This window comes from Acinetobacter sp. ANC 5414, assembly GCF_013004295.1.
Classification (GTDB): domain Bacteria; phylum Pseudomonadota; class Gammaproteobacteria; order Pseudomonadales; family Moraxellaceae; genus Acinetobacter.
Genome location: NZ_JABERM010000010.1, coordinates 39813 through 64402 on the forward strand (window position 1 = coordinate 39813; position 24590 = coordinate 64402).

At 42.7% G+C, this 24590-nt stretch carries 22 protein-coding genes and 1 riboswitch; of the genes, 8 read left to right on the top strand and 14 right to left on the bottom strand.

The window, feature by feature from the left end; translation table 11 throughout:
• Positions 1-73 precede the first annotated feature (73 nt).
• Positions 74-1621 (top strand): 2,3-bisphosphoglycerate-independent phosphoglycerate mutase, encoded by a 1548-nt coding sequence (gene gpmI, locus HLH18_RS05975; RefSeq protein WP_171546148.1) that lies wholly within the window; start codon positions 74-76, stop codon positions 1619-1621.
• A gap of 26 nt (positions 1622-1647) precedes the next feature.
• Entirely contained in the window at positions 1648-2823 is a 1176-nt protein-coding gene (locus tag HLH18_RS05980; RefSeq protein WP_171546149.1) for a S41 family peptidase, read from the top strand.
• A 4-nt stretch (positions 2824-2827) separates the two neighbouring features.
• Here the strand turns inward: HLH18_RS05980 and HLH18_RS05985 are convergent, their stop codons facing one another.
• From HLH18_RS05985 to gacA, 3 genes are read right to left on the bottom strand one after another with little or no spacing between them, the layout of a single operon-like run.
• The gene (locus HLH18_RS05985) at positions 2828-4243 is read right to left on the bottom strand and encodes a sigma-54-dependent transcriptional regulator (protein WP_502708113.1); all 1416 of its coding nucleotides are present in this window, start codon (positions 4241-4243) and stop codon (positions 2828-2830) included.
• 15 nt (positions 4244-4258) lie between these two features.
• The gene (locus tag HLH18_RS05990) at positions 4259-5827 is read right to left on the bottom strand and encodes a sensor histidine kinase (protein WP_171546151.1); all 1569 of its coding nucleotides are present in this window, start codon (positions 5825-5827) and stop codon (positions 4259-4261) included.
• Between the two features lie 31 nt (positions 5828-5858).
• Positions 5859-6494, bottom strand: a complete 636-nt coding sequence (gene gacA / locus HLH18_RS05995) for a response regulator transcription factor GacA (RefSeq protein WP_131267965.1) — start codon at positions 6492-6494, stop codon at positions 5859-5861.
• A gap of 220 nt (positions 6495-6714) precedes the next feature.
• On the opposite strand from gacA, the gene HLH18_RS06000 reads away from it, so the two are divergent.
• The gene (locus tag HLH18_RS06000) at positions 6715-7767 is read left to right on the top strand and encodes a serine hydrolase (RefSeq protein WP_131289509.1); all 1053 of its coding nucleotides are present in this window, start codon (positions 6715-6717) and stop codon (positions 7765-7767) included.
• Between the two features lie 88 nt (positions 7768-7855).
• Here the strand turns inward: HLH18_RS06000 and thrC are convergent, their stop codons facing one another.
• The 4 genes from thrC to xerD form a co-directional block, all read right to left on the bottom strand.
• Positions 7856-8995 carry a threonine synthase gene (gene thrC, locus HLH18_RS06005; protein WP_171546152.1) on the bottom strand — a complete coding sequence of 380 codons (1140 nt, stop codon included), beginning with the start codon at positions 8993-8995 and terminating at the stop codon, positions 7856-7858.
• 57 nt (positions 8996-9052) lie between these two features.
• Positions 9053-10357, bottom strand: coding sequence for a homoserine dehydrogenase (locus tag HLH18_RS06010; protein ID WP_131289505.1), 1305 nt, complete (start codon positions 10355-10357; stop codon positions 9053-9055).
• A 123-nt stretch (positions 10358-10480) separates the two neighbouring features.
• Positions 10481-11296: a DsbC family protein gene (locus HLH18_RS06015; RefSeq protein ID WP_171546153.1), complete on the bottom strand. Its 816-nt coding sequence runs from the start codon at positions 11294-11296 to the stop codon at positions 10481-10483.
• A gap of 108 nt (positions 11297-11404) precedes the next feature.
• The gene (gene xerD / locus HLH18_RS06020; RefSeq protein ID WP_171546154.1) at positions 11405-12322 is read right to left on the bottom strand and encodes a site-specific tyrosine recombinase XerD; all 918 of its coding nucleotides are present in this window, start codon (positions 12320-12322) and stop codon (positions 11405-11407) included.
• A 171-nt stretch (positions 12323-12493) separates the two neighbouring features.
• On the opposite strand from xerD, the gene HLH18_RS06025 reads away from it, so the two are divergent.
• The 5 genes from HLH18_RS06025 to ftsW all read left to right on the top strand — a co-directional run bounded on the left by HLH18_RS06025 (position 12494) and on the right by ftsW (position 17637).
• Positions 12494-12757 carry a FeoA family protein gene (locus HLH18_RS06025; RefSeq protein ID WP_131289590.1) on the top strand — a complete coding sequence of 88 codons (264 nt, stop codon included), beginning with the start codon at positions 12494-12496 and terminating at the stop codon, positions 12755-12757.
• Positions 12754-14610 (top strand): ferrous iron transporter B, encoded by a 1857-nt coding sequence (gene feoB / locus HLH18_RS06030; RefSeq protein WP_171546155.1) that lies wholly within the window; start codon positions 12754-12756, stop codon positions 14608-14610. The genes HLH18_RS06025 and feoB overlap by 4 nt, the downstream gene beginning before the upstream one ends.
• A 47-nt stretch (positions 14611-14657) precedes the next feature.
• Entirely contained in the window at positions 14658-14909 is a 252-nt protein-coding gene (locus HLH18_RS06035) for a DUF6587 family protein (protein WP_171546156.1), read from the top strand.
• 163 nt (positions 14910-15072) lie between these two features.
• Positions 15073-16419, top strand: coding sequence for a UDP-N-acetylmuramoyl-L-alanine--D-glutamate ligase (murD, locus tag HLH18_RS06040; protein ID WP_171546157.1), 1347 nt, complete (start codon positions 15073-15075; stop codon positions 16417-16419).
• Positions 16420-16440: 21 nt separating this feature from the next.
• Positions 16441-17637, top strand: coding sequence for a putative lipid II flippase FtsW (gene ftsW, locus HLH18_RS06045; RefSeq protein WP_131289493.1), 1197 nt, complete (start codon positions 16441-16443; stop codon positions 17635-17637).
• A 32-nt stretch (positions 17638-17669) separates the two neighbouring features.
• On the opposite strand, the gene HLH18_RS06050 is transcribed toward ftsW, so the two are convergent.
• The 7 genes from HLH18_RS06050 to HLH18_RS06080 all read right to left on the bottom strand — a co-directional run bounded on the left by HLH18_RS06050 (position 17670) and on the right by HLH18_RS06080 (position 24430).
• Entirely contained in the window at positions 17670-17903 is a 234-nt protein-coding gene (locus HLH18_RS06050) for a zinc-ribbon domain-containing protein (protein WP_171546158.1), read from the bottom strand.
• Positions 17904-17954: 51 nt separating this feature from the next.
• Complete coding sequence (gene gluQRS / locus HLH18_RS06055) at positions 17955-18872, bottom strand: tRNA glutamyl-Q(34) synthetase GluQRS (RefSeq protein WP_171546159.1); 918 nt, start codon at positions 18870-18872, stop codon at positions 17955-17957.
• A 9-nt stretch (positions 18873-18881) separates the two neighbouring features.
• Complete coding sequence (dksA, locus tag HLH18_RS06060; RefSeq protein ID WP_067722416.1) at positions 18882-19409, bottom strand: RNA polymerase-binding protein DksA; 528 nt, start codon at positions 19407-19409, stop codon at positions 18882-18884.
• Between the two features lie 209 nt (positions 19410-19618).
• Entirely contained in the window at positions 19619-20428 is an 810-nt protein-coding gene (cpdA, locus tag HLH18_RS06065) for a 3',5'-cyclic-AMP phosphodiesterase (RefSeq protein WP_171546160.1), read from the bottom strand.
• 10 nt (positions 20429-20438) lie between these two features.
• Positions 20439-21059: an NUDIX domain-containing protein gene (locus HLH18_RS06070; protein WP_171546161.1), complete on the bottom strand. Its 621-nt coding sequence runs from the start codon at positions 21057-21059 to the stop codon at positions 20439-20441.
• Between the two features lie 76 nt (positions 21060-21135).
• Entirely contained in the window at positions 21136-23031 is a 1896-nt protein-coding gene (gene thiC / locus HLH18_RS06075) for a phosphomethylpyrimidine synthase ThiC (protein WP_171546162.1), read from the bottom strand.
• A 111-nt stretch (positions 23032-23142) separates the two neighbouring features.
• A riboswitch (TPP riboswitch) is annotated at positions 23143-23271 on the bottom strand.
• A gap of 91 nt (positions 23272-23362) precedes the next feature.
• A complete protein-coding gene (locus HLH18_RS06080; RefSeq protein WP_214647285.1) occupies positions 23363-24430 on the bottom strand; it encodes a hypothetical protein in 1068 nt (355 codons plus the stop codon).
• Positions 24431-24590 lie beyond the last annotated feature (160 nt).

A 24590-nucleotide genomic window follows, 5' to 3' on the forward strand; every position in this document is an offset into this window, starting at 1 on the left:
ATCTGCACATAGAGTCTTGACCGAAAATTCGGTAAGATATGACGATGAAATTGTAAACAAAAGAGTGTTCATTATGACGGATGCAACTGCTGGCAAAATCCCTCACGTATTGATAATTATGGATGGTGTGGGTCATCGCGAAGCGGTCGAAGACAATGCTTTCCTGGCAGCAAAACGACCAAATTTAACTGCTATGCAACAAAAGCATCCACATGGTTTGATTTCAGGTTCAGGTGAAGATGTTGGCCTGCCTGATGGTCAAATGGGCAACTCTGAAGTGGGTCATATGAACCTTGGTGCAGGTCGAGTGCTGTATCAGGATTTCACTCGTATTACCAAAGATATTCGTACTGGTGCTTTTTTTGAGCAGGAAGTGCTGGTTGATGCCGTTGAAAAAGCCAAAGCTGCGAATGGCGCGGTGCATATTTTAGGCTTGTTATCACAAGGTGGCGTACATGCGCATGAAGACCATATTGTGGCTATGGCTGAACTGGCATTAAAACGTGGTGCAAAAGTTTATCTGCATGCCTTCCTTGATGGACGTGATACGCCACCGAAAAGTGCGCAACCATCTTTAGAAAAATTAGATGCAGTCTTTGCGCAATATCCGGGCCAAGGCCGTATTGCGACCATGATTGGCCGTTATTTTGCCATGGATCGTGACAATCGTTGGGATCGTGTTGAACAAGCCTATCGTCTATTGACTCAAGGTGAAGCAGTACGTACTGCTGCAACCGCGGTAGAAGGTCTGGAACAGGCTTATGCTGCAAATGAGTCTGATGAATTTGTCAAAGCCACCCGTATTGGTGAGCTGGCTAAAATTCAAGATGGCGACAGCGTTGTATTTATGAACTTCCGTGCCGACCGTGCGCGTGAAATTACCAAAGCATTTGTCGAAAAAGACTTTGCCGGTTTTGAACGTAAAGTGGTTCCAAACCTGTCTAAATTTGTGATGTTAACGCGTTACCAAGCGACCATTGATGCACCTGTGGCTTATATGCCAGAAGCGTTGAAAAACTCGATTGGTGAATATTTATCGAATTTGGGCAAAACCCAACTGCGTATTGCGGAAACAGAAAAATATGCGCACGTGACCTTCTTCTTCAGTGGTGGTCGTGAAGATGAATATCCGGGTGAAAAACGTATCCTGATTCCATCGCCAAGCGTTGCAACATACGACTTGAAACCGGAAATGAGTGCTTATGAAGTGACCGATCAGTTGGTTGCTGCAATCAACTCAGGTGAATATGACTTATTGGTGGTGAACTATGCCAATGGTGATATGGTTGGACATACCGGTGTATTTGATGCTGCAGTGAAGGCTGTTGAAGCGGTCGATACTTGCCTCGGTCGTGTATATGAAGCAGTAATGGCACAAAAAGGCCATATGCTGATTACCGCTGACCATGGTAATGTCGAGCAAATGCAGGACTATCACAGTGGTCAGGTACATACTCAACATACCACTGAACTTGTGCCTTTCATTTATGTGGGACCAACTTCAGCGACCATTGCTGAAGGTGGAGTACTTGCAGATGTCGCGCCAACCTTGTTGAGCCTCATGCACATTCCTGTACCTGCAGAAATGCAAGGTCGCAATTTGATTACTTTAAAATCATAAAATTAACCCGATAAACAGGTGAAAGGATGGCTTTACAACGCTGGAAGATGGTTGTCACTTTAACAACGTTATTCATGTGTGTGAGCCATTCTGCACTTGCTGCAGTGAAAGACCAGCCTGTTTTAGATTTTGATGATGAAGTTGAACAAAATTATGATGAAGTTCCGGTGGAATCGATTCAGCAATTTGTTCAAATCTATAGCATTGTCAAAGAAAATTATGTTGATGCTAAAAATGACGATGCTTTGTTTCAGCAAGCGATTAAAGGTTTGGTCAGTGGTCTAGACCGTTATTCTCGCTACCTCAGTCCTGAAGATTATAAGCAATTATTACAATATACCGAAGGCGATATCGCCTCTGTCGATTTTGAACTGATTTATGATCAGCAGTTACATCAATGGGTGATTCAAGGCTTAAAGGATAATGCCGATTCGGCCAAGCAAGGTTTGCGCAATGGCGTGGCTGTATTTAAGATTGATGATCAAGAACTGAAAAAACTCAATCCTAATCAGGTGAATAGTCTGCTCAATGGCTCGATTGGTTCGACCTTAACTTTGCAACTGGCACAAAATAGTCCCCCAATAAGTTTGGTTCGCAGTAAAAAAATAGAAACCGATATACAAGCCAGCGTTTTGCATAATCAGGTTTTAGTCATCAAAGTCAAAGTTTTTCAGCAAGATACTGCCAATGAAATTAAACGCTTGATTGAAGAACATTCTTCCTCACGTCTGAAAGCGGTGTTGCTGGATTTAAGAAATAATCCGGGTGGATTATTGTCGGCTGCGGTGGAATCTGCTGACTTATTTTTGAATCAGGGTGTGATTGTTTCCACCAAAAGCCGTTCTGAAGGTGATCAACAATTTCAGGCCTTACCGAGTTTTGAATTTCAGAATTTAAAGCTGGGCATTTTAATCAATAACCGTTCTGCTTCAGCCGCCGAAGTCTTTACTGCAGCAATGAAAGACCATGGCCGCGCATGGGTCGTCGGTGAGAAGAGCTATGGAAAAGGGGTGGTACAAAAACTTTTCCCGCTTTCCAACGGTGCCGCTTTACAGATGACAGTATCGCATTATTACACCCCCAAAGGGCAGATGATTGAAGGTGTCGGAATTCAGCCGAATCAGCAATACCTGCTGCAACATGAGATGAAAGAGGAAAACTATCTTGAACATGTTGCAGAAATCATTCTAAACCGTAAATAACAGTTTATTCATCATCAGTATCTAAGCCAAATTTCTTTAAGCGGTAACGCAAAGAGCGAAAAGACATGCCCAGTTTTTTGGCTGCCAGCGTTCTGTTCCAATGGGTTAAATTTAAGGCATTGAGTAAAATATCTTTTTCAATATTTTCCAGATAAAGCTCTAAACCTTCATCGGGTAACTTTTTAGAAGAAACCAGAATGTCACTACGAAAAGCAGAGCTAGATTCTTGCTGATGATCTAATGATGGGGCTGATGGATAACGCAACGGTGCACTTTGTAAATGCTGTAGGTCAATTTTATCTTCATCACTTAGGGTGATGGCGCGTTCAATAATATTACGCAGCTCACGAACATTGCCGGGATAATATTGGCTCAGCAAAAAGTTTCTTGCACGTTCAGTCAGTTGTTTTTGCGGAATATCCCATTCTTGGCTAATCTTCTGAATAAAATGATGCGCCAATAAAATAATATCATCACCCCGTTCACGCAGTGGCGGAAGCACCAGATCCATCACGTGAATACGGAAGAATAAATCTTGTCGAAATCTGCCTTGTTGCACCAATGCGTCTAAGTCTTGATGGCTGGCACTAATCACCCGGAAATCGACATCAATTTCAGTATCTGAGCCGACTGGACGAATCCGTTTTTCCTGTACGGCACGAAGCAGTTTAACTTGCATGGTTAAAGGCAGTTCAGCAATTTCATCCAGAAACAGACTCCCACCGTGCGCAGATTGAATCAGACCTTGTTTGTCTTGAGTCGCTCCGCTAAAGCTGCCTTTCTTATGCCCAAACAGTTCACTTTCCATCAGTTCAGTTGGAATGGCACCGCAGTTAATCGCAATAAAAGGGCCTTCATTACGATTACTTAAACGATGCACCAGATTAGCAATGACTTCTTTTCCGGTTCCGGATTCACCGGTAATAAATACAGGCGCCTGAGAGCGGGCAATTTTATTTAAAGTAATGCGTAATTGTTGAATGGGGAGTGATTGTCCAATCAATAATTTTTGTTCCAGACGATCTTCTTTGCTTTGGAAATTTTCGATCGGTTTGTTCAACGCTTTTTGTAAGAGTTGTTCCAAATGTTTCTGATTGATGGGTTTACTGACAAAATCAAAAGCACCTGCTTTTAATGCCGCAATCGCAATTTCCATATTGCCATATGCGGTCAGCACAGCCACAGGTAGGGCTGGAGAATGTTGGCCAATCCATTCTACCAATTGCAGACCATTACCATCCGGTAAATTTAAATCGGTTAAACAGGCATCATATTGATGATCGGAAAGGCATTTTTTCGCCTGTTCAAGACGATGTGCGATATGCGTTTTGATGCCCATGCGTGATAAAGATATTTGCATCAGCGTACACAAATCTTCCTCATCATCCACCAATAAAACAAGTGGTTGTCTTTCCACAATTACACCCCAGCAATATTAATTTAAAGCAACACGTAGGCATTCTATTTGAAAGCATGCCCCTTGTTTTTGTTCTACATAGTTAAGTTTTGCTTGGTTTGCTTCACAAAAACTATGTGATAAGTACAATCCTAAACCAGTTCCCGTGATTTCGGTACTAAAAAAAGGTTGAAATAAATAGCTTAAGTTTTTGGATGCCACACCTGTGCCAAAATCGCGGACTTCAATTCGGACATTGGATTCATGTGAGTAAATGTTTAACTCAATATGAGAGTGTTCAGGTGAATTATGACGAATGGCATTACGAATCAGGTTAATCAGAACTTGGCGAAATTGTGCTTCATCAAAAGTAATCGAAATTTTATTTTGTATCGTGCATCGAATTTGCTGGATGATATCAGATAAATCCTCTTGGATCATTTGCGGGATAAATTGATTCAGTTGAATCAGTACCGGATGGGTTTCCCTATTTCGCACCATATTCAGGGTGTCTTGGATGATACGATCAATACGCTGTGCTTGCTTTGAAATCATCTGGCTTAATAGATTTTGTTGATCTGGATCGCTATCTAGCAACAGTTCGTTGGCTTGAACAATCGCAGCCAAGGGATTGCGAATTTCATGCGCAATACTGGCAGATAGTTGTCCTAAAGCAGCCAGTTTTAATTGTTGTACCCTTTGATTGAGTTTGCCGGCATCTTGCAGCACCAACAGGGTGAGGGTTTGATGGGGAACCATTAATTTTTGCACTTCGATATGCATATGATAACGGCTCAGCTGTGACTCGAATTGAAATTTTTCACCATCCTGAAGTTGCTCAAATTTAATTAATTCAAATAAATCAGGCTGTATTTTGTATAAAGGAGATTTGTCATAGGCATAGAGTGGGGGAATCCCTAACAGCATGCACGCCGCAGGATTACTCAGCACGATATGACAGTTTTCATCTAAAACCAGATAACCGAGTTCAATTTGTTCCAGAATATAACGGTTCAGATTTTGCAGTCGATTGAGTTCCAAAGATTGAGAAAAATTCAAATTTTCCAGCAATTGGAAACGCCGTACCGCAACTTGAGCACTGCCATAGACCACAAAAAACAGAAAAGCCAATAAGGCACTATTGCCAATATTATTGAGTGAAGAAAAATCAAAAATGCTGCCTAAAAAGATTTGATAAATCACGCTAATAACAGCAAAGAGGGTAATGATTAAGGCTTTTTTTGCATCTAATAATAAAGAAGCGGCAAAAATGGTAATCACGAAGAGCAGACTTACATGCAGATTCGGACCATCCAACGCTAAAGTCAGTAAACTTAAAGCAATCACATCGACAGCAAATAACAGCGTCAGTTGTTGTGGAATGTTGGCTCGTATTTTTTTTAGACTCAGCAGTTGCATGCAGCCTATCGCTACAAAGCAAATGAGTACGTAAAGATAGAGCTGTGGATAGCGGTAATCTGTATTTAACTGTGGGTAAGTGAGTGAAAAAATCAGCAGAAGACATGTCGCAATAATCAGTCTGTAGGCGCCATACCAGATGCCTAAATGATACTGATTAAACTCAAAATTTTTGGTGTTTTGCGTCATGCATGTCTTCTAGAAAGCTCAATCAAAAGCATTAAGGTTTAATCAGCCCATAACGAATGGCTAAGTGAGTCAGTTTTACATCACTATCTAAATTTAACTTTTCAAAGATACGATAACGATAAGTATTCACGGTTTTGACACTGACAAAAAGTTTATCGGCAATTTCTTGTGCACTAATACAATTCACCACCATCATCGCAACCTGCATTTCACGTTCAGAGAGTGCATCAAATGGTGATTGTTGGGTATCTGAAAGGTATGAACTGGCCAGTTGCTCGGCAATGTCTGCACTGAAATATTTGCCACCTTGCATGACTTTATTGATGGCACGAACCATTTCAGTCACCGGTGCGCCTTTGGTGATATAACCTTTAGCGCCTGCTTTAAGCAACAATGACGGATAAGGTTCTTCAGCCAGGCCACTTACAGCGACAACTTTGGTTTCAGGTGCACTTTGCAACAGACGGCGGGTGGTTTCTACCCCACCGATACCCGGCATATTCACATCAAGTAAAACTACATTCGGATGATGGTGACGGACTAAGGTAATCGCTTCTTCCCCAGATTCAGCCTGACCAATCACTTGAACATCCGCATGGTCTTCGAGCATTCGGCAAATCCCGGTACGTACTAATTCATGATCATCTACTACTAAAACTGTGATCACCTATTTCTCCCCTCATATAAAAAAAGCAATTTTTTTGTTACATAAAGCAAAATAAGCTTGCAATGAAATGACAAAATTAGCAATCCTATTATTAATCTTTAAATGAAATGTTAAGCATAAAGGTTTATGCATAAAAGATGTTCACCTTTGTGTTTAAATGTAAGGCATATTTGAGGTAATACACAAATGTATCTTGCCTCCATGAGTTGAGTAAACCATCGTGAAAAATTCAAACAAGTCTTTAATGCATGTGCTGGGTATGTCCATCTTACTGAGCATGAGTTCTAGCAGTTTTGCAGAACTTATCATGGATGCTTCTGGAGGCACAGGTCAAGCTGCTTTAAATTGGTCTTCTGAAGAGGCCAAACAATTACTCAATGGCGATGTTTCGACATTGAGCGAAGAACCTACACCACAAGGTTCAACTAAAATTACCACTTCGGTGCGTAGTTCTAATGGTGTGGTTAAACAGTCTGCACCTAAAACTGTACAAATTCTGAATAATTCAAGCTTTGGTGATCAACCCTCTGTCAATGCACGTGCTGCTTTAGTGATGGATGGTCAAACAGGCGAAGTTTTATACAGTAAAAATAGTAATACTGCTTTCCCGATCGCATCCATTACTAAACTCATGACCGCAGTGGTGATCTCGGACGGACGTTTGAATATGTCGGAAAAGATCACTTTGCAACAAGCAGACTTTTCTTGTTCAGGTTGTAAAAGCTCAAGTTCAACTTTGCGTGCCGGTGACAGCATGAACCGTGCAGAAGCCTTGCTTTTTGCTTTGATGAAATCTGAAAATCCAGCAGCAGCTGCTTTAGCCCGGACTTATCCAGGTGGTCGGGCCGCTTTTGTGAGTGCGATGAATGCTAAAGCCAAATCCTTGGGTATGAATTCAACCCATTATTTAGAATCAACGGGTTTGCATCCAGGAAATGTCGCTTCAGCACGTGATTTGGGGATTTTAGTCAATGCGGCATCACAATATGGCTTGATTCGTCAGTTCTCCACTACGCCGACCTACGACTTTAATTTAGGTTATCGGGTATTGAAATCGAACAACACCAATGCTTTGGTGCGTAACGGTGGCTGGAATATTAATATTTCAAAAACCGGCTATATCAATGAAGCAGGGCGTTGTGTGGTCATGCATACCACATTAAATAATCGTCCAGCGGTTGTCGTATTGCTGGGTGCAGATTCTTCCCAAGCACGCACCAATGATGCAACCCGTTTAATGAGTTGGGTAAGCCAACTTCCAAAACGTATCTAATTTCGTTGATCTAATATCGCTTTATTTATAGCGTAAAAAAGCCCTGCAATTGCAGGGCTTTTTTTTATTTCTAATGATGCTAAAAGAATTACATATTAGAAAGAATAGAGTCTTTCACTTGATTCATCGTTGCATCAATCGACAGCATGACCGCATCAGAACATTGTTTGATGGCAGTGTCAGGGTCTTTCAAACCATTACCAGTCACAGTACAAACAATCACTGAACCTTCTTTAATTTTGCCCGCTTTAATGTCACGAATTGCACCGCCCACAGATGCTGCAGACGCAGGTTCTACGAACACGCCTTCATACATTGAAAGTAAACGTTGTGCTTCAAGAATTTCAGCATCAGTCAATTCATCAAACCAACCATTCGAGTCACGAACAACCGCTTTCGCATGGTTCCAGCTTTGTGGGTTACCAATACGGATGGCAGTCGCAACAGTTTCAGGGTTTGCAACAGGGCCACCACGTAGGAATGGTGCAGCGCCAGACGCTTGATAACCTGCCATAATTGGAAGGCCGGCAGGTTTAGGACCAGTGAAAGCATCTGTTTCAGCATCGTAAATCACTTGCTCAAACTGTTCTTTCGGCTGGTTGGCAACTGCTTCAGTATAACCCATCCAGTGTGCAGTGATGTTACCCGCGTTACCCACTGGCAAGCAGTGGTAATCAGGTGCGCGACCTAAAGCTTCAACAATTTCGTAAGCAATGGTTTTTTGACCTTGTAAACGGTACGGGTTGATCGAGTTTACAATGGTTACAGGTGCTTGATCAGCCACTTCTTTAACCAAGCGCATGCCGTCATCGAAGTTACCGCGAATTTGCATGGTGATTGCACCGTACATCATTGCTTGTGCCATTTTACCCATGGCAATTTTGCCTTCCGGGATTAAAACGAATGCTTTGATGCCTGCACGTGCAGCATAAGCAGCAGCGGCAGCTGAGGTATTACCGGTAGAGGCACAAATAATGGCTTTAGATCCTTCTTCAACCGCTTTGGTTACGGCCATGGTCATACCACGGTCTTTAAATGAACCAGTCGGGTTTAAGCCTTCGTACTTCACATAGATTTCAACATCTTTACCAATAATGCGTGGAATGTTCTCAAGCTTGATCAGTGGCGTATTACCTTCGCCTAAAGAGATTGCACGAGTGGTTGCAGATACTGGTAAACGGTCACGATAACGGTCAACTAAACCAGTATAACGATTGGCATTAGACATGATGATGTTCCAATTGTGTGTAGAGCTTGGCAAGGGGAAATACTCCCCTCAACCCGATTAATTATCAAGCGATTCTAAACGAATCCGTACAATTTCGCCATGAATGAAAGGCAATGCTTGAATCTGTTTTAACGCTTCATCCATTTTTGATTCAACGATAGGATCAGTTAAAATCACGATCGGAATAAGGTCTTTTAAGCGCGGTTGCTGCATGATGGCATCAATACTGATTCCGGCACGACTCAAAATAGTTGTTACATCTGCAAGGACGCCCATTTGATCTTCGGCATTAATGCGAATGTAGTAACCCGTGGTCATTTGTTCACGCGTTAAAATCGGCAAATCAGTTAAGGCTTCAAAGGCCAATTGCGGAATGGTTCCGGCGCCATCTTCGGTATAAATAATATCACGAACGATATCCACCACATCCGCGACAACCGCAGAAGCAGTTGGACCTGCACCTGCGCCAGCACCATAATAAAGGGTTGGACCGACTGCATTGGCTTGTACCAGAACTGCATTTTTCACGCCGTTGACATTGGCAATCAGCTGATCATCTGGAATTAAAGTCGGATGAACACGTAATTCAATTCCGGCATCGGTACGGCGTGCAATACCCAAGTGTTTGATACGGAAGCCCAAGTCTTCTGCATATTTCACATCTTGTGCAGTGACTTTGCCAATCCCTTCAGTAAAGACTTTATCAAACTGTAGTGGAATACCAAATGCACATGAAGCCAGAATAGTCAGTTTATGTGCAGCATCAATCCCTTCGACGTCAAAGGTAGGATCTGCTTCAGCATAACCGAGTTCTTGAGCTTCTTTCAGCACATCTTCAAAAGCACGACCTTTTTCACGCATTTCACTTAAAATAAAGTTGCCTGTACCATTAATAATACCGGCCAACCAGTCAATTTTATTGGCTGCCAAACCTTCACGAATGACTTTGATAATTGGAATGCCGCCGGCAACTGCCGCTTCATAGGCAATCTGCACGGCATTGTCTTCGGCCGCTTTAAATAATTCATTGCCATGTTCAGCCAATAGCGCTTTGTTGGCAGTCACAATATGCTTGCCATGTTTCATGGCTTCCATGATGACTTCATAGGCAGGGTGGATACCGCCCATGACTTCCACCACCACATCGACATCAGGCTGACGAACGATATCGAGCAGATCAGCACTGTGTTTTACAGATTCTGGAAGATCCAAATCAGGACGCGGACGACGTGTACCGACATGGGTAATTTCAATTTCTCGACCGGTGCGACGTCTAATCTCAGCAGCGTTTTCTTTTAAAAGTTTAAGGGCACCACCACCTACAGTACCAAGACCGAGGATTGCCAGACGAACTGGTTTCACGTCACACTCCAATATCTAATCAATTTTAAGCGAACCTAGATCATAGCTAAAAAAAGCATGAGACTCTAGGAAAGAAATAACTTTATCTGCAACTATAAAAAACAGTAATTTAACGAATAAAAATTAGTTATTTAAGCGCTCTGCTAATTCCTCTGGAGATAGGTATCCACCGAGGTAAACACCCTCTTGATTATAAATCGCAGGGGTACCATTGACGCCCATATTCAGACCCAATTGGTATTGTGCCCGGACTGGATTTTTACAGGTTGCAGGAGCAAGAGGCACACCGGCAATGGCTTGATTAAAGGCTGCCTGACGATCTTCACTACACCACACGCTTTCCATGGCTGGCATGAACTGTTCGCCACGTGGCCATGCGATATAACGCACTTCAATGCCTTTGGCATTAATTTCGCTCATGTGTTCATGCAGTTTATGGCAATACGGACAGCTGGCATCGGTAAATACATACACAATATGTTTGGTTTTGCCTTGCGCTTTATAAACCAGCAGGTCTTCAGTTTTTAAGCTCGCCAGTAGTTTTTTATTGGCAGCAGATTGCAGGTTTTCACTGACATTATGAATTTTACTATCGCCCAAACGCAGTACATCACCTTGAATAATGTATTTCCCATCTGCGGTGGCATAAACCGATGACATGCCTTCAAGATTGACCCAATACAGATTCGGTACTTCAGTGGCTTTAATATCTAAAACTTTGGCATTGATATTGGCTTTTTTAAAGTGCTGTTGCAGTGTGTTAATCAAACGCTGCTGTGCATTGCGCTCGGAAATATTCGATGCCTGTCCGGTTGCGGGTGCACTAGCCGTTAAAGTACCTTGCTTTTTTTCATCGTGATTTGAGTTGGAACAAGCAGTGATGACCAGACTGCTTGCCAAGGTGCATGCAATAAAAATTTTTGAGCGGGTAAATGACATAAATAACCCTTTCTTTTAGCTATAGATAAAAATTGGTGGCTTAGCATAACAAAAAAAAAGCCACGCTCGTTAACACTTCTTGATCTTAGATGATGAATGAAGATCAGGCTAAGCACGCGGATGATGGGTAGCATGCAGTTGTTGCATTCGGATTTGAGCCACGTGAGTATAAATTTGCGTGGTCGATAAATCACTGTGACCCAGTAACATCTGAACGACACGTAAGTCCGCGCCATGATTGAGTAAATGGGTAGCGAAGGCATGCCGTAAAGTATGCGGAGATAATTCGGCCTGCACCCCAGCTTGTAGCGCATAGCGTTTAATTGCATACCAGAAATTTTGTCGGCTCATAATGCCGCCGTGCTGGGTTAAAAAAACATAGTCGGTGGCAGATTTATACAAACTGGAACGTGCTTCATTCAGGTATTTTTCAATCCATTCACAAGCCACTTGCCCCAAAGGCACTAAGCGTTCTTTATTACCTTTACCGACAATACGTAAATAGCCTTGTTTCAAATTAATCAATTCAAGGCGCAAATTGAGTAATTCAGTTACCCGCAATCCACAGGCATACAGCACTTCAAGCATGGCGCGATCACGTAAACCTAAAGCCGTTTCAATATCGGGTGCATGAATTAAAGCTTCGACTTCCTGTTCGGAAATATCTTTGGGCAGGGAACGACCAATTTTAGGCGTTTTGTGGGTCGCAACCGGATTGTCAGAGCGCAGTTTTTGTTCACGTAAAAACTTATAAAAAGACCGCAGTGCAGAAAGTGATCGCGCAATCGAACGTGGGCTTTTGCCTTGTTTGGTCAGGCTTAATAGAACATCGGAAATGTCATCACTGTTCCAATCTGGCATTGAACTGGGATTATATTCACTACATTGAACCAAATCAGACAGATAAGCATTGCGGGTATGCGGACTGACGGTTTGTGCAATTAAATAATCTCGGAAACCCTGTAAAAAACTTAAATGTTCAGGAATGCTCACAGGAGCAGGGATACGAGGTTTTTTATTAAGCATGTCACTTCTACATTGAATGAAAAATCCAAGTTTTTCTTGGCTTGGACCAATTTAGAACAATTCTGCAGTAATGTCGATGTAACAGAACAAGATGAGAATTGGAATAAACCTTACTTGGTAATTATTCTCATTTGTTTGTATACTGTTCAAAATATTTTAGGATTAGATGCGGTGCGTTTATCTGATTTAAAAGTGAAACAAACAGCCATCATCAGCAAAGTCAACAGAACTTTAGATGGCAATATTGCTCAAAACGATTTAGTGGCAAGTCGTTTAGAGACTCTAGGTTTTGTTCCGGGCACAAAAGTACAGGTCATTACCAAAGGTATTTTTGGTGGCGACCCGATTTTGATTCAAGTTGGATTTACCCGATTCGCACTGCGTAAAGTTGAAGCTGAAAAAATTGAAATTAATCTTGAGGGAGCACCTGCATGAGTGATGCGCTGCGTATTGCCCTGGTAGGTAACCCAAACTGCGGTAAAACATCATTATTTAACCATCTCACCGGTACCCGTCAAAAAGTCGCCAACTATGCCGGTGTCACGGTTGAACGTAAGGTGGGGCAGTTCACCTTGCCGTCGGGTAAACCGGTTCGCGTTCTGGATTTGCCTGGAACTTATAGTTTAGATGCCACCAGTCCGGATGAAGCGATTACCCGTGATGTCGTACAAGGTAAAATTGCCGAAGAAGGCCAACAAGATGCGTTCTTGTGTGTGGTCGATGCCACTAACCTGAAACTGCATTTAGGTCTGGTTCTGGAAATGATCGAGCTGGGCCGTCCAGTTCTGCTTGTGCTGAATATGATGGATGAAGCACGTCGCCGTGGCATGCAAATCAACACGCAAAAATTGTCGGAACGTTTAGGTATTCCTGTGGTGGAAACCGTTGCGGTGCGTAATTCGGGCATTGAAAACCTGATGAATGCGCTGGATCAAGGTAAATATTCAACCCCGCATACCGAACTCAGTGGCTTGACTGGTAATAATCATCAAAAAGTCACTACGATTTTGCATGATGTGGTGCATTCAGTTGAGCAGGAAGATAAACGCTCTGACTTCCTCGATAAAATATTTTTACATCCCGTCTTCGGTTTGGTCAGTCTGGCACTGATGATGTTTGTGGTTTTTCAGGCGGTATTTGCCTGGGCTGCGCCGTTTATGGATGGGATTGAAGTCTTCTTTGGCTGGCTGGGTGAATATGTTGGACAGCACATATCGCATCCGTTACTGAACAGCTTGGTAGTCGATGGCATTATCGCCGGTGCGGGTGGTGTGGTGGTGTTCTTACCACAAATTTTGATTCTGTTCTTCTTCATTCTAGTCCTGGAAGAATCAGGTTATTTACCGCGTGCTGCATTCTTGCTGGATAAACTGATGTTTAAAGCCGGTCTTTCAGGTCGTGCCTTTATTCCGTTACTGTCCAGTTTTGCCTGTGCAGTCCCGGGGATTATGGCAACCCGCAGTATTAGTGACCCACGCGATCGTTTAACCACGATTTTCGTTGCGCCACTGATGACCTGTTCAGCCCGTTTACCGGTCTATGCGTTATTGATTGCTGCCTTTATTCCGGAATATATGGTTTGGGGGGTGTTTAACCTGCAGGGCTTGGTGCTGTTCGCCCTATATATGGCCGGGATTGTCAGCGCGCTGATGGTATCTTTCGTTCTGAAATTCTTTCAAAAAGATAAATCACAACATATGTTGCTGATGGAATTGCCAAGCTACCGTTTTCCAGATGTGAAAAGCATTTGGATTGGTTTGCTGGATCGCGCCAAAATTTTCTTGAAACGTGTCGGTGGCATCATCTTCGCGCTGTCGATTTTGCTTTGGTTCTTGTGTACTTTCCCGCAACCGCCAGAAGGCGCGACTTTACCTGCAATTGATTATTCTTTCGCAGGGATGCTCGGACACCTGATGCAACCGATTTTTGCCCCGCTGGGCTTTAACTGGCAGATCTGTATTGCCTTGATTCCTGCGATGGCGGCACGTGAAGTGGTGGTTGCCGCATTGGGTACGGTTTATGCCTTGTCTGCAACCGATGATGATGCAATATCACAAGGTTTGGCATCTATCATTAGCAGTGATGGCAGCCTTGGTTGGTCGCTGGCGACCGGTTTATCCCTATTGGTCTGGTTTATTTATGCACCGCATTGTCTGGCGACACTGGCAACGGTGAAACGTGAAACCGGTTCATGGAAAACCGTGAGCTTTATGACCGCTTATTTATTTGGTTTGGCTTATTTGATGTCTTTCCTGACCTATCAAATTGCAACCCACTATTTGGGTTAATTGGATTGGGTTCAGTTGACTGAAAATAATCTGCATAGGAGATTGAGATGATTGAAGTTGTGATTGTTGCGGCATTGGTGATTTGGAGTGCAATTGTGGTCTTCAAAAAGGTGTTTCCTCAGACGGCAAACTCAGTCTTCATGGAGTTGTCCAGTCTTTGTGCCAAGCAGGGCTGGTTGACTTTAGCCAAATGGTTAAAGCCTGCCATGGTTTCGGGCTGTGGCGGCAGTTGTGGTTGTTCTACAACTGACGACAAGGTTAAGACTAAACCGGAAGTTCAGGCAGTAAAGTGGAAATAAATTCCGAGTTTGTGCTCAATTTAAAAAAACCGTCTTTTTTATGACGGTTTTTTTACGCGCCGACACAAAAAAAGCGGCATAAAGTCAAAACAGAAAAAGCATTCAAAAGAGCAAAGTGCTAACATTTTGTCAGTTTAAAAACATACCAAGATATGGGGTAAAAATGTTAATACAACGTGGTGGATTAAAAGTCGTTGCAGGGCTCGGAATTTCAGGTGTTGCAGCAGTAAATTTCTTACATGAAAATGGCTACCGCGTTGCAGTAACTGATTCTCGAAAGACGCCTCCAGGACATGATCAAATTCCAAGCGAAGTTCAAACCAGTTTTGGTCAGCTCGATCAAGAGATGTTATTACAGGCCGAAGAAATTGTGATTAGTCCGGGGCTTGATCCAAAAACTCCTGAAATTCAGGCCGCGGTTGCCAAAGGCATTCCTGTGGTCAGTGAAATTCAAATTTTACGCCGTGCCACAGATAAGCCGATTATGGCAATCACCGGTTCAAATGCCAAAAGTACCGTGACGACCCTGATTGGCTTAATGGCGAAAGATGCGGGAATTAAAGTGGCAGTCGGTGGCAACTTGGGACGTCCGGCACTGGATTTAACCAAGGATAATCCTGAACTGTATATTTTGGAACTTTCCAGCTTCCAGCTGGAAACTACCTCTAATTTGGCCGCAGAAGTCGCAGTCGTCCTTAATTTGAGTGAAGACCACTTAGACCGTCATGGCGATATGTTTGGTTATCACACTGCAAAACACCGTATTTTCCAAGGTGTGAAAAAAGTGGTGTTTAACCGTGATGACTCGCTGACTCGTCCTTTGGTTCCAGATGCGACACCAATGCAAAGCTTTGGTTTAAATGCTCCAGATATGAATCAATATGGCATCTTGAAAGAAGATGATGGCACAATCTGGTTGGCACGTGGTCGTGAGCGTTTATTGAAAAGTTCCGACATGTACATTCAAGGCACCCATAACGTTGCCAATGCTCTGGCATGCTTGGCCTTGGGCGAGGCGATTGGTTTGCCGCTTGAGTCGATGCTGAACACTTTAAAAACCTTTAAAGGCTTGGAGCACCGCTGCGAATTTGTGAAAGAAGTGAATGGCGTACGTTATTACAATGACTCCAAAGGCACCAATATTGGCGCAACATTAGCTGCTATTGACGGTCTGGGGGCTGCCATTGAGCCGCAACAGGGCAAAGTGGCGATTATTTTAGGCGGTCAAGGTAAAGGGCAGGATTTCACTGCCTTACGTGATGCCCTCAGCAAATATGCCAAAGTGGCGGTGTTGATTGGTGAAGACCGACCAGTGATTGAAGCGGCTATTGCAGGAACCACGACATTGTTTCATGCGGAATCGTTAAAAGAAGCGGTGGAATTATGCCAGCAACATACACAAGCCAATGATGTGGTGCTATTGTCACCTGCATGTGCAAGTTTTGATATGTTTAAAGGTTATAGTGAACGTGGACACCAGTTTGTTGAATGTGTGAACACACTTGCTTAGAAGAATGATAAGGAACGTTGTATGGCTGGGTTGGCTCAGACGACCATAAGTAAAATTAATCAGGTCTATAATGAGTGGGGAGCTAAAATCCCCGCTGAAGTTACACCGCGTAATGTGCTGATTTTTTGCGTGATTGCCTTGCTGTGTATCGGTTCAATCATGGTGGCATCGGCGTCGATGCCCTATGCAGACCGGTTACATGAAAATGCATTTCACTATGTGATCCGACATGGGATTTCAATTCTTGTGGCTGCGGTAGCCGCATTTTTAACCTATAAAGTGTCGTTGAATATCTGGTTCAATAATACCTTTCCACTTTGGATTATGACCATTCTGTTGTTGGCGGTGGTTTTAGTGGTCGGTACGGAAGTCAATGGTTCCACCCGATGGATTCGGATCGCTGGCTTTACCTTGCAGGCTTCTGAAGTGGCCAAGGTCATGATGGCCATTTTCACCGCCGATTACGTGGTGCGCAGGGCAGAAGAGGTGCGAAATAACCTCTCCGGTCTGTTCCGCTTGGGCGGAGTCATGGTGATTACCGTCGGTTTGATTCTGGCAGAACCGGACTTGGGTGCAACTGCAGTGATTGTCTTGATGATTTTGGGGGTGTTCTTTTTAGCTGGTGCACCGCCAATCCAGTTTATCGGTTTCATGCTGGCGATTATTCTGGGTTTAGCTGCTGCGATTATCTTTGAGCCATACCGCTTACAACGCGCGCTATCTTTTACCGATCCTTGGGCTGATCCCCTAGGCACCGGCTATCAGCTCTCCAACGCCCTGATGGCCTTTGGTCGGGGGGAATGGGTTGGAGTGGGGTTGGGACATAGTATCCAGAAAATGTCTTACCTGCCTGAGGCCCATACCGACTTTATGCTGGCAATTTTAGGTGAAGAGTTTGGCTTCTTTGGTATCAGTACCGTGTTGGTCTTGTCCTTTGTGATGCTGGTGTGCTGTATTAAAATAGGTCATCGTGCTTTGCAACACCAATATTTGCGCGCAGGCTATTTGGCCTATGGCATCAGTATTATTTTCCTACTGCAAATTTTGGTGAATGCAGGAATGAATATGGGCATGCTACCCACCAAAGGTTTGACCTTGCCGTTTATTAGTTATGGCGGTTCATCGTTAATTATGTGTGCAGTGATGATCAGTTTGATTTTAAAAATTGATGCCACCACGCAAAAAGCCAATCCAAGTAAAGAAGAATCCAGCTTCTAAGTTTGCGAGTTTCTAAGTTTGGCTATTATTCCTTAATCTGGCTGAGCATGGTTTAACACTGTGCTTGGCATTTCAGTTCCACAATTCAGACATTTCACAAATTCTCCTTTGGCTTTAGATAAGGGAATCAGTGGGATAAAAAATAAAGAAAAATAATTACGCTGTTGTTTTAATTCATATCCGCTTCTGGTTCTACATACCGGGCAAAGAAACTGACTTTTCTGAATGACTTTGGTTCTCGGACCCATTCCAAAAATAAAAAACATAGACTGAGCTCTTTTTTGAAGTTTATCTTTTAGCTTAGCGCATTTTTGATTTTATAAATAAGTGCCCTGCAGTTGCATTGTGTGTGGAATCTGTTGTGTATCCCACTGCGCAATTGCTTGCTTGAGCATGTGTGCTGGAGTGTCTAAATCGACTTCTGGCTGATGCAAGGCGCGAATCGCTTGCTGGAGTAATTCTGGTGCGTGGTTGAGATCGAGGGCTTGCGCCATGTTCTGTTTAGAGAGCTTTTGTCCCTGATCGTTCATGGCTAAAGGCAGGTGCATATATTCAAGTTTTGGATACCCAAGTATCGAACCCAGCCAGATTTGCCGTTCAGTATTATCTAGCAGGTCTGCACCACGAACCACATGGGTCATGCCTTGCAGATAATCATCCACCACCACAGCCAGTTGATAGTTAATAATGCCATCCCGACGCTTGAGCACAAAATCTCCAAGGTCTTGTTGCAGATTGGAACAGTGCTTACCTTGCAGGCGATCGTTAAAGCAAATTTCTTGATCGGATACTTTGACACGAATGGCTTGCTGCTCAAAAGGCAGATTTAAATCACGGCAAGTACCCGCGTAGATATGATTGGAACCCAGCATTTTGCGGGTGCATTGGCAGGCATACACCAGATGGTTTTGATGCAGTTGATCGATTACCGCATCGTAGATGTCTAGGCGGTCTTTTTGGAAAATGATTTCTGCATCAGCTTCAAATTGAAAGGCTTCAATTGAACGCAGGATATGATCTTCACTACCGGGATAAATACGCGGAATGTCTGTATCTTCAATCCGAACCAGCCATTTGCCATGATGCGCACGTGCATCGCAATAACTGGCGACAGCCGTAATCAGTGAGCCAAAATGCAAAGGGCCGGTTGGCGATGGCGCAAACCGACCCACATAAGCCATCCTGTTATCCCTCTCCTGAATTAAAGGAGGGGTTAGGGGAGGATTATTAAGCATTAACTGCAATTAACCGTTATTTTGCTTCTCTTTGATTTCTGCTAAAGTTTTGCAGTCAATACAAAGGGTTGCAGTTGGACGTGCTTCAAGACGACGCAGACCAATTTCAATACCACACGTTTCACAGAAACCATAGTCATCGTTTTTAATCGCTTCAATTGATTGCTCAATCTTACGGATTAATTTACGTTCACGGTCACGTGTACGCAGTTCAATGGCAAACTCTTCTTCTTGTGTTGCACGGTCATTGACGTCAGGTAATGCAGTATTTTCATCCTGCATGGTGTTTAAGGTACGATCCACTTCAGACATTAGCTCTTCTTTCCATGCCAACAGAATTTGGCGGAAATGCTCAAGCTGTCCTTCGGACATGTATTCTTCATTTTTTTTCGGCTGATAAGGTGCAATACCAAATAAGCTAGCAGTAGAACCACTTTCTGACGCTTTTGGCTTGGTTTTTCGCACACGTTTTGTAGATTTTTCGTCTACAACATCAGTTTGTTCGTCCAAGACTTGATTTTGGTTGTCATTCGCCATTTAGGGCATTCCTCATCATATACGTATTATCTATACGCAAAAAATATGGTGATATGCAAGTGTTTTTATCCAACTCTTAGGAGATTCTCCTTCGAGGGGCGTCATCATATAGACTTTTTGTGCTTTTTGATAGTCTTTGATGCCTGGATTCAATCTATCACGTTTCCTTTTGAAGCCATAAAGTAATAGAAAAAAAGCAAAATGAAAAGTTAATAACCTGAAATTTCAACATTAATTTTTTGTTGCGCCTTTTCGGTACGATAAATTTCAGTTTGTAACTCGCCATTTGCTTTCAAATGCAGCACCCGAAACCCCGGCGCTTCTTCATCGAGTGCAAAATCATCACTTAAAGGTTTGAACTGGACACAGGTTGAAGGCGTTGAAAAAAACTGAATATTTTTCCATTCATTCAAGGCATCTTGATGAACATGACCACTGATTACCGCTTTCACATTAGGGTGCTTGGCTAAAATGTCGGTTAAATTTTCAGTGTTTTTCAACTTATGTTGATCGATCCACTTTGAATGCATATCGAAAGGATGATGATGACATGCAACAACCACAAATTGTTGTTGGAATTTAGATAAAATTCGATCCAGTTGTTGCAGTTGCTCTTCCTCAATCCAGCCATCAATTTTGCCACGCACAGCGCTATTTAATAACACCATGCTCCATGGGCCAAAATGAATCGCATGAACCTGATTTTGATTATGGTAGAAAGGGAACAGATCAATATTGTCATGATTCCCGGGAATTTGATAAAATGGGATACCTAAACGCTGCATAAATGCCAAATAACGGCTATAGGTTTCTTTCACAGGCACTTGTGCTAAATCACCGGTATGAATGATCGCATCCACATTTGGATATTGCTGCTGAATTTGCTTCATCACGGCATGAAAGCTTTGTTCAGGATTTATGTGCACAAATTCTAAATCTTCCTGATTCATCAAATGTGTGTCTGAAATTTGAATAATGGTCCAGTCTTGCTGGATTTCATTGTAATCGGATAAAGTCATGTCTGACTCCTTAGACATTCCTTGTCGTTTTAATATGTTGTTGCAACCATTGCAATGCCATAATGACTGGTGCATTTCTTAATCGACCATTGGTGAATAAGTTTTTAATTTCACTGTAGTCAATCAGATGCAATTGAATATTTTCGCCTTCATTTTGCATGCCAAAAATCCCGCCTTGTTCAGGAAGATTCGCGTGTGCACTGTATAAATGAAACAATTCTGAGCAGGCACCTGCAGATGGATAAAAACTGAATAAGTGCTGTAACTGATCAATCTTACAACCAGATTCTTCTAAACTCTCACGGCGAATACAGCTTTCAGGGGATTCATTACCATCCAGCACTCCGGCAATAATTTCCAGTTGCCAGGCTGAATCTGAATCATCCATTGCACCGACACGAAATTGTTCAATTAAGGCAAATTTTTGTTGGGCATCATCATAAATCAGTACACCCGCAGCTTCAGGTCGGTGAATAAGTTCACGTTGAATCACTGGCGTGTATTCAGTTTGATTAAATAAACGATGTTGGAGACTGACTTTTTCAACCTGAATGAAGCCACGGAACAGATATTCACGTGACTGGATTTTGACTTCGTCGCTGTTATATGTTGCTTGTCTAATAATATTCATATAGCTCAGTCAGGATGAAAAGCAATCATTCATCCTAACCGAGAATTTTATGAAAATAAAAGAGTTTTTTTCCAAATTAAAGCTTATGGTACAATTTTTGACCATGTTCTTGATAGGTGGTTTTCATCGTTTCGAATCCCGCTTCTATCTCTGCATTTTGTTCTTGGCTATGCTCAGCATTGCTTTGATTTTTTGCATAATCTCTCACATTTTGGGTGATTTTCATCGAACAGAACTTAGGTCCGCACATCGAACAAAAATGCGCTGATTTATGCGCTTCCTTTGGCATGGTCTCATCATGCATGCTGCGTGCGGTATCCGGGTCAAGACTCAAGTTAAACTGGTCTTCCCAACGGAATTCAAAACGCGCTTTCGATAAAGCATTGTCACGAACTTGGGAACCCGGATGACCTTTGGCTAAATCGGCAGCATGGGCCGCAATTTTATACGTGATGATGCCATCTTTAACATCTTTCTTGTTCGGCAAGCCCAAATGTTCTTTCGGGGTGACATAACACAACATGGCTGTACCGTACCAGCCAATCATCGCTGCACCAATTGCTGAAGTAATATGGTCATAACCCGGAGCAATATCTGTAGTTAAAGGGCCAAGGGTATAGAAAGGTGCTTCCTGACAGACTTCAAGTTGCAAATCCATATTTTCTTTAATCATATGCATTGGCACATGACCCGGACCTTCAATCATGACTTGAACATCATGTTGCCACGCGCGATGGGTCAGTTCACCTAAAGTCCGTAATTCTGAAAATTGTGCTTCATCATTGGCATCCTGAATACAACCCGGACGTAAGCCATCGCCTAAACTGAATGATACGTCATAGGCTTTCATGATCTCGCAGATTTCATCAAAATGGGTATAGAGAAAGTTTTCTTGATGATGGGCGAGGCACCACTGCGCCATGATAGATCCACCACGCGAGACAATACCGGTCAAACGGTTTGCGGTGAGGGGAACATAGCGAAGTAGTACACCGGCATGAATGGTGAAGTAATCCACACCTTGTTCAGCTTGTTCAATCAAGGTGTCTTTAAAGATTTCCCAAGTTAAATCTTCGGCCACACCATCGACTTTTTCCAGTGCTTGATAGATTGGAACGGTACCAATCGGAACAGGGGAGTTGCGAATAATCCATTCACGGGTTTCATGAATGTTTTTCCCGGTCGATAAATCCATGATGGTGTCAGCGCCCCAGCGCGTCGCCCAGGTCATTTTCGCCACTTCCTCATCAATGCTTGAACCAAGTGCCGAGTTACCAATATTGGCATTGATCTTGACCAGAAAATTACGACCAATAATCATTGGTTCAATTTCAGGATGGTTAATGTTGGCCGGAATAATCGCACGACCTTCTGCCACTTCCTGACGTACAAATTCAGGCGTGATTTCAGTCAAATTCTTTGCCCCAAAATTTTGACCGACATGTTGACGTGCATCCACACCTTCAAGCTGGCGCTGATTTTCACGAATGGCGATATATTCCATTTCGGGGGTAATGATGCCCTGACGAGCATAGTGCATCTGGGTGACATTTTTGCCTGATTTGGCGCGACGCGGTTTTTGAATATGCGCAAAACGAATTTCTGCGGTACGAATATCTTTTAGACGTTCCTGTCCAAAGGCAGAAGTCAAGGTATCTAGTCGTTCGGTATCTTGACGTTCTTCAATCCAGCTTTCACGAACTTTGGGTAAACCTTTATTCAGGTCAATTGCAACTTTAGGATCGGTATACACACCTGAAGTGTCATACACCAGAATATCCGGATTCTGTTCACCTCCTAAACCGGTCGGGGTATCGGTCAGTTCAATGGCACGCATCGGGACTTGAATATCAGAGCGAGAACCCTGGATATAGACTTTTTTTGAAGCGGGTAAAATACGGGTGAGATCTTTAGCATCTTGCTCATGTTGAGCAGAAATATCTGTTGCAGATAGATTCGTTAACTGGTTCATTGCAATGATCCTTATGAATGACATCAACGAATCAAGCACGACCAAAAACGTGGCGGATTTATCGGGTCTAATTTATTTTAAAAATTAAGATACAGATAAATTAAGGGCTTCAGTTTTTAGATGCTTGATTCCTACGCAGGTCTTAACCTGATCAGGTTCAACGGTACTCGTGCTTAAGTTCTTTATAGAAAAAACTGACACAATCTCAGCGAGCAATTACTCGCGCTCCGTCAAGCGATGGACAAATATTAACATGCCCAAGCACTAAAAAACATTCACATTAAATATCGCTTTTATGTGGTTCTAGAGGTCTTTAATTGAAAGGGTTTGATTAGAGACAAACGGCATCACTAAAACAATCACGTGTTTTAGAGCGGTTTAAATTTTGCAACCCTAAATACTGATCTAATTGTTTGAGTGTGAGCTGATTTTCAGAAAGTGATTGCTGTTCTTTAGCACTAAGTTGCAGAGGGATTTCTTTTAAGCGTTGCTGTTCGGATAATTGTAGAAATTGCAGGAATTTTATCGCCTGAAGCGCTAAATACGAATTTTTGACCCGAGCTAATTTTTCAATTTCATCCATCGAACTACTTTGGATGGCATGTTTATCAGTATAAGTGTCAGAGACAGGCGAGTCGTTCATGCCCTTAAATAAAAACAGGGTATACATCTGCAAAAGATACGTTGCATCTTTGCGATAGCTGCTTTTAGGATATTGAGTTAAATATTCTTCCCAAAACAAGGCGCGAGTTGCAATCTCGTGTGGCTCAATCATCAAGGTATCTTCAACAAACACAGGCATCATATTCTGTGTCGCCAAATTTTCGATAAAGACCTGTTCTGCCCGTGGCATGTAGGGTGCAAAAATTTTGGCTAAATATTCAGGACTGCGACGATAATTGACCAAGCCTTTACCTGCATCAAATAACTCGATATAGGCTTGACCCTTATGTTTCAATAAATATTGGTCACGTAGATTCAGTTGTTCAAAATGGTTTTGCTGAATGGTGGGATGCTGGGATAAATCAAAAGCATACGCTTCAAAAGCCACTTGTTGTGGCGGTGTTCTATCCACGGTTAAGAAGTTGTTATACATTTGATTAGACAGGGCCAACAAATGCTGTTGTTCATTAAATGTCGACAGCGGTAGGCATAATTTTAAATCTTGATTGATCTGTTCCAAGGCAAAAGTGGTACGTTCAGCATTAATTTCTGCCATATTTTTTTCAATATTTTTGCATAATAAAGATAAATCCACCGTTTCATCTTGCTGTGATTGTTTTTGTAGCGGTTCTGGAATAGGCTGAGGTTCAGGTTTTTGACAGCCGAGCAAAAGCATCAAAATAACAAGAGGAAGGCATCGCTTTACAGAGGATTTTTTTTTGAAAGGCACAGTCATTCGATATCTGGATACATGCAGCAATGATTTTGGTGGATTGCGGCTATTTTATAGCTGAAAAAGATTTTGTCTGTGTAGTATTGTGCAGGAGTTTAGTTACGTGCTGTGATCATGGACTAGCATTTTATAGATGAATCGATATAGCATGGCGGATTGTAAA